Source organism: Stappia sp. WLB 29, assembly GCF_023507705.1.
In the GTDB taxonomy this organism is placed as follows: Bacteria; Pseudomonadota; Alphaproteobacteria; order Rhizobiales; family Stappiaceae; genus Stappia.
The window spans coordinates 1-4,953 of the sequence record NZ_JALBGD010000023.1 but is presented as its reverse complement, the minus strand read 5'-3'; the positions used below and the strand labels follow the sequence as shown (position 1 = coordinate 4,953).

The 4,953-nt window shown below is 68.2% G+C and carries 4 protein-coding genes; all 4 read left to right on the top strand.

The window, feature by feature from the left end; translation table 11 throughout:
- On the top strand, nt 1–718 hold a 718-nt coding region (locus tag MNI96_RS21705; protein ID WP_502960370.1), incomplete at its 5' end, for an SRPBCC family protein.
- A 124-nt stretch (nt 719–842) separates the two neighbouring features.
- Complete coding sequence (locus MNI96_RS21700; RefSeq protein WP_249696626.1) at nt 843–1,334, top strand: (2Fe-2S)-binding protein; 492 nt, start codon at nt 843–845, stop codon at nt 1,332–1,334.
- A 193-nt stretch (nt 1,335–1,527) separates the two neighbouring features.
- Nucleotides 1,528–3,897 carry a xanthine dehydrogenase family protein molybdopterin-binding subunit gene (locus tag MNI96_RS21695; RefSeq protein ID WP_249696624.1) on the top strand — a complete coding sequence of 790 codons (2,370 nt, stop codon included), beginning with the start codon at nt 1,528–1,530 and terminating at the stop codon, nt 3,895–3,897.
- Between the two features lie 163 nt (nt 3,898–4,060).
- The gene (locus tag MNI96_RS21690) at nt 4,061–4,861 is read left to right on the top strand and encodes an FAD binding domain-containing protein (RefSeq protein ID WP_249696622.1); all 801 of its coding nucleotides are present in this window, start codon (nt 4,061–4,063) and stop codon (nt 4,859–4,861) included.
- Nucleotides 4,862–4,953 lie beyond the last annotated feature (92 nt).

The following is a 4,953-nucleotide window of genomic DNA, read 5'->3' as shown; positions in this document are numbered from 1 at the left end:
TTTCATGGATTTGGTTGGCGAGTATCGGATTTTGGCAGGTCGCGGCGCGGTTTGGGATGCGCTGAACGATGCGGATGTTCTGCGTCGTTGCATTCCCGGCTGCGAGGAGCTTGAGAAGGTTTCGGATCGGGAGATGACGGCGACGGTCGTTGCGAAGATCGGTCCTGTGAAGGCGACGTTCAAGGGTGCGGTGACGCTGGAGAACCTGACCCCGCCGGAGAGCTACACGATCGTGGGCGAGGGCAAGGGCGGGGTTGCCGGCTTTGCCAAGGGTGCGGCGGACGTGTCGCTTGCCGAGGACGGTGCGGAGACGGTGCTGAGCTACACGGTGAAGGCGCAGGTCGGGGGCAAGCTGGCGCAGCTTGGCAGCCGGTTGATCGTGTCGACGTCGCGCAAGATGGCGGACGAGTTCTTCGGCAAGTTCAAGGAGATCGTGGAGGGCGGCGCGGCTTCGGGCGGTGCTGCTGCGGTTGATGACGAGCTGGATGCAGGCGAGATCGAGGCGGCGAAGAGCGCGGCGCTGTCGCGGCTTCCCGAAGAGGTCGGCGAGGCGGTCTCGGGCGCGGTGTTTGAGGCGGAAGAGCGGGTGACGAAGGCGGCGCGCGAGGTGGAGACCGAGGTCGAGACGGCGGCGGGGCGTGGCTTTCTCGGCGGTCCGATGGTGTGGGGTCTTGCGGCGCTTGCGGTTGTGATCGTGATCCTGGCGCTGATGCGCTGAGCTTGGCGCGCCGAGGTTGGCGCGCCGGTATTGGTGCGCTGAGGTTTGGGCAACAGGTTTGAAGATGGCCGGCCTGCCCTGAAGGGGCGTTGGAACAGGCCTTTTGGAACGAGGGAGGATTTGCATGGCCGAAGTGAGCATGGTCGTGAACGGTCGGACGGTGACGCGGACGGTCGAGGACCGGACGCTTCTCGTGGAGTTCCTGCGCGAGGGGCTCGGCCTGACGGGCACGCATGTGGGCTGCGACACGTCGCAATGCGGGGCATGCGTGGTGCATGTGGACGGCAAGGCGGTGAAGTCCTGCACGATGCTGGCGGCGCAGGCCTCGGGCAGCGACGTGACGACGATCGAGGGTCTTGCGAGCGGGGGCGAGCTGCACCCGGTGCAGGCGGCGTTCAAGGAGCATCACGGTCTGCAATGCGGCTTCTGCACGCCGGGGATGATCATGGCGGCGGTGGACATGATCGCGCGCCATGGCGGGGGGGCGCTGGACGAGGCGACGATCCGGGCCGAGCTTGAGGGCAACATCTGCCGCTGCACGGGCTACCACAACATCGTCAAGGCGATCGCGGCGGCGAGCGAGACGATGGCCGGGATGAAGACGGCGGCCGAATAGGGCGCTCAGGCCGCTTTGCCGGTGCAAGGGCCTGCTGCCGTTCGGGGGAATGGCGGTGGCGGACAGGCGGCGCCTGTGGGCGGGACCTTCAGGAGAGATCTTCGGGCAAGAACTTCGGAACGAGACGACGTCGAGGCGGAGCGCGGTGAGGCGAGGAGGCCGACAGCTGCAGGCATCCGCGAGGGAGGACGAGATGGCAGGTTCGGTTGAAGGTATCGGCGCGCGGGTTCAGCGGCGCGAGGACAAGCGGTTCATCACCGGCAAGGGCCGCTACACGGACGACATGGCGGTGGCGGGGATGGCGCATGCGGTGTTCGTGCGCTCGCCCCATGCCCATGCGAGGGTGGTGTCGATCAATGCTGAGGCGGCGCGGGCCATGCCGGGCGTGATCGCGGTGCTGAGCGGGCAGGAACTGGTCGCGGACGGGGTCGGCAACCTGATCTGCGGCTGGATGATCCACTCGAAGGACGGCAGCCCGATGAAGATGGGCGCCTGGCGGGCGCTGGAGAGCGAGCATGTGCGCCATGTCGGCCAGGCGGTGGCGGTGGTGATCGCCGAGACGCGGGCGCAGGCGCGCGACGCCGCCGATGCGGTGGAGGTGGAGTACGAACCCTTGCCCGCCGTGGTCGATGCGCTGGACGCGCTGAAGGAGGGGGCACCGCAGCTGCACGAGGAAGCGCCGGGCAACCTGATCTACGACTGGGAGATCGGCGATGCAGCGGCGACCGAGGCGGCCTTCGCCTCGGCGGCGCATGTGACGCGGATGGAGATCCGCAACAACCGTCTGGTGCCGAACCCGATGGAGCCGCGTGCGGCGCTTGCCCGGTACGACGAGGCGGACGAGCACTACACGCTGTGGACGACCTCGCAGAACCCGCATGTGGCGCGGCTGGTGCTGTCGGCCTTCTACAACATCGCGCCGGAGCACAAGCTCAGGGTGATCGCGCCGGATGTGGGCGGCGGCTTCGGGTCGAAGATCTACATCTATCCGGAAGAGATGGTGTGCCTGTGGGCCTCGAAGAAGACGGGCGTCCCGGTGAAGTGGACGTGCGAGCGCACGGAGGCGTTCCTGACGGACGCGCATGGCCGCGACCACTACTCGGAAGCGGAGATGGCGCTGGACGGGGAGAACCGGATCACCGGTCTTCGGGTGAAGACGGTGGCGAATCTCGGCGCCTACATGTCGCTGTTCTCCTCGTCGGTGCCGACCTATCTCTACGCGACGCTCTTGTCTGGCCAGTATGCGATCCCGGCGATCCACTGCAACGTGAAGACGGTCTACACCAACACGGTGCCGGTGGATGCCTATCGCGGGGCGGGGCGGCCGGAGGCGACCTACCTGCTTGAGCGGATGATGGAGACGGCGGCACGCGAGGTGGGGATGGACCCGGCCGAGTTCCGCCGCAAGAACTTCATCCGCTCGTTCCCGCACCAGACGCCGGTGATCATGTGCTACGACGCGGGCGACTACGATGCCTCGCTGGAGGCGGCGCTGTCGGCGATCGATTATGCGGGCTTTGCGGGGCGCAAGGCGGAGGCGGCGCGGCGGGGCAAGCTGCGCGGCATCGGTCTGTCCTGCTACATCGAGGCCTGCGGCATCGCGCCGAGCCAGGCGGTCGGCTCGCTGGGGGCGGGCGTCGGCTTGTGGGAATCGGCGGAAGTCAGGGTGAACCCGGTCGGCACGATCGAGGTTCTGACGGGCTCGCACAGCCATGGCCAGGGGCACGAGACGACCTTCGCGCAGCTGGTGGCGGAGCGGTTCGGGGTGGGTCTCGACACGGTCGCGATCGTGCATGGGGACACGGACAAGGTGCAGTTCGGCATGGGCACCTACGGCTCGCGCTCGGGGGCGGTCGGCATGTCGGCGATCGTCAAGGCGCTGGACAAGGTGGAGGCGAAGGCGAAGCGGATCGCGGCGCATCTGCTGGAGGCCTCGGAAGGGGACATCGCGCTGGAGGGCGGCACGTTCAAGGTGGCCGGCACGGACAAGGAGCTGCCGTTCTTCCAGGTGGCGCTTGCCGCCTATACGGCGCACAACCTGCCGGCCGGGATGGAGCCGGGGCTGAAGGAGGGGGCGTTCTACGATCCGACGAACTTCACGTTCCCGGCCGGGACCTATGTGTGCGAGGTGGAGGTGGATCCGGAGACGGGCAAGGTCGAGATCGTCGACTTCGTGGCGGCGGACGACTTCGGGACGATCATCAATCCGATGATCGTGGAAGGGCAGGTGCATGGCGGTCTGACGCAAGGGATCGGCCAGGCGCTGCTGGAGAACGCGTCCTACGACGCGGACGGTCAGCTGCTGTCGGCATCCTACATGGACTACACGATGCCGCGGGCGGACGACGTGCCGTCCTACCGGCTGATGACGACGGTGACGGCGTGCCCGGGCAACCCGCTGGGGATGAAGGGCTGCGGCGAGGCCGGGGCGATCGGCTCGCCGCCGGCGGTGATGAACGCGATCACCGACGCGATCGGCACCAACGCGCTGGAGATGCCGGCGACGCCGCAGGCGGTGTGGGCGGCGCTGAAGGCGGCCCGGCCGGCACAGGCTGCTGAATAGGGCAGCGGAGTGATCTGCGCTGCGCCGGCAAGAAGCGCCGGAGTAGGGCCGCGGAGCAGGCCGCGCAATCCTTGAGACGGTGCTCCCGGACGGCCTTGGCCCCTGGGGCGCCTGACCAGACGAGCAAGAGGCCCGGTCGGATGCCGGGCGAGGGAGAAGCGGGATGTACGAGACGACCTATCACCGGGCGACGAGCGTCGCCGATGCGGCGGCGAAGATCGCCGCTTGCGAGGACGGCAAGATCCTGTCTGGCGGCATGACCCTGCTGCCGACGATGAAGCAGCGGCTGGCCGCGCCGTCCGACCTTGTCGACGTGACGCATGTCGACGACCTGAAGGGGATCGCCGAGACGGGTGGGGGCTTGCGGATCGGGGCGGCGACGACCCATGCGGAGGTTGCCGGCTCACTGAGCGTGCGGCGTCTGGCGCCGGGTCTTGCGGAGCTTGCCGGGCATATCGGCGATCCGCATGTGCGCCACCGCGGGACGATCGGCGGGTCGATCGCCAACAACGACCCGGCGGCGGACTATCCGGCGGCGATGCTGGCGCTGGGGGCGACCATCGTCACAGACAAGCGGCGGCTTGCGGCGGAAGAGTTCTTCACCGGCCTGTTCGAGACGGCGCTGGAAGAGGGGGAGATCGTGACGGCGGTCGAGATCCCCGCCTGCGCGGCCTGCGCCTATGCCAAGTATCCGAACCCGGCCTCGCGCTATGCGATGGCCGGCGTGTTCGTGGCGCGCAGCGACGGCGGCGTGCGGGTCGCGGTGACGGGGGCGGGCGCCAATGGCGTCTTCCGCCACGAGGGCCTGGAACAGGCGCTGGCGCAGAGCTTCACGCCGGAGGCGGCAGCCTCCGCCACGACCGAGGCGGACAGCCTCATCTCCGACATCCACGGCTCGGCCGAGTACCGCGCCAACCTCGTCGCCGTCATGGCAAAGCGCGCCGTCCAAAAACTCGCAGGCTGACAAATCACGCCGCGACACCAGCAGCGAGCGCAGCCGCCCAGCCAAACGCCCGCACAAAACAAAACAGCCCGGATGAAAACCATCCGGGCTGT

Bases quoted from the DNA above. Each gene is read 5' to 3' on its own strand.
- MNI96_RS21700 (WP_249696626.1), top strand. From the start codon at position 843: ATGGCCGAAGTGAGCATGGTCGTGAACGGTCGGACGGTGACGCGGACG.
- MNI96_RS21695 (WP_249696624.1), top strand. From the start codon at position 1,528: ATGGCAGGTTCGGTTGAAGGTATCGGCGCGCGGGTTCAGCGGCGCGAG.
- MNI96_RS21690 (WP_249696622.1), top strand. From the start codon at position 4,061: ATGTACGAGACGACCTATCACCGGGCGACGAGCGTCGCCGATGCGGCG.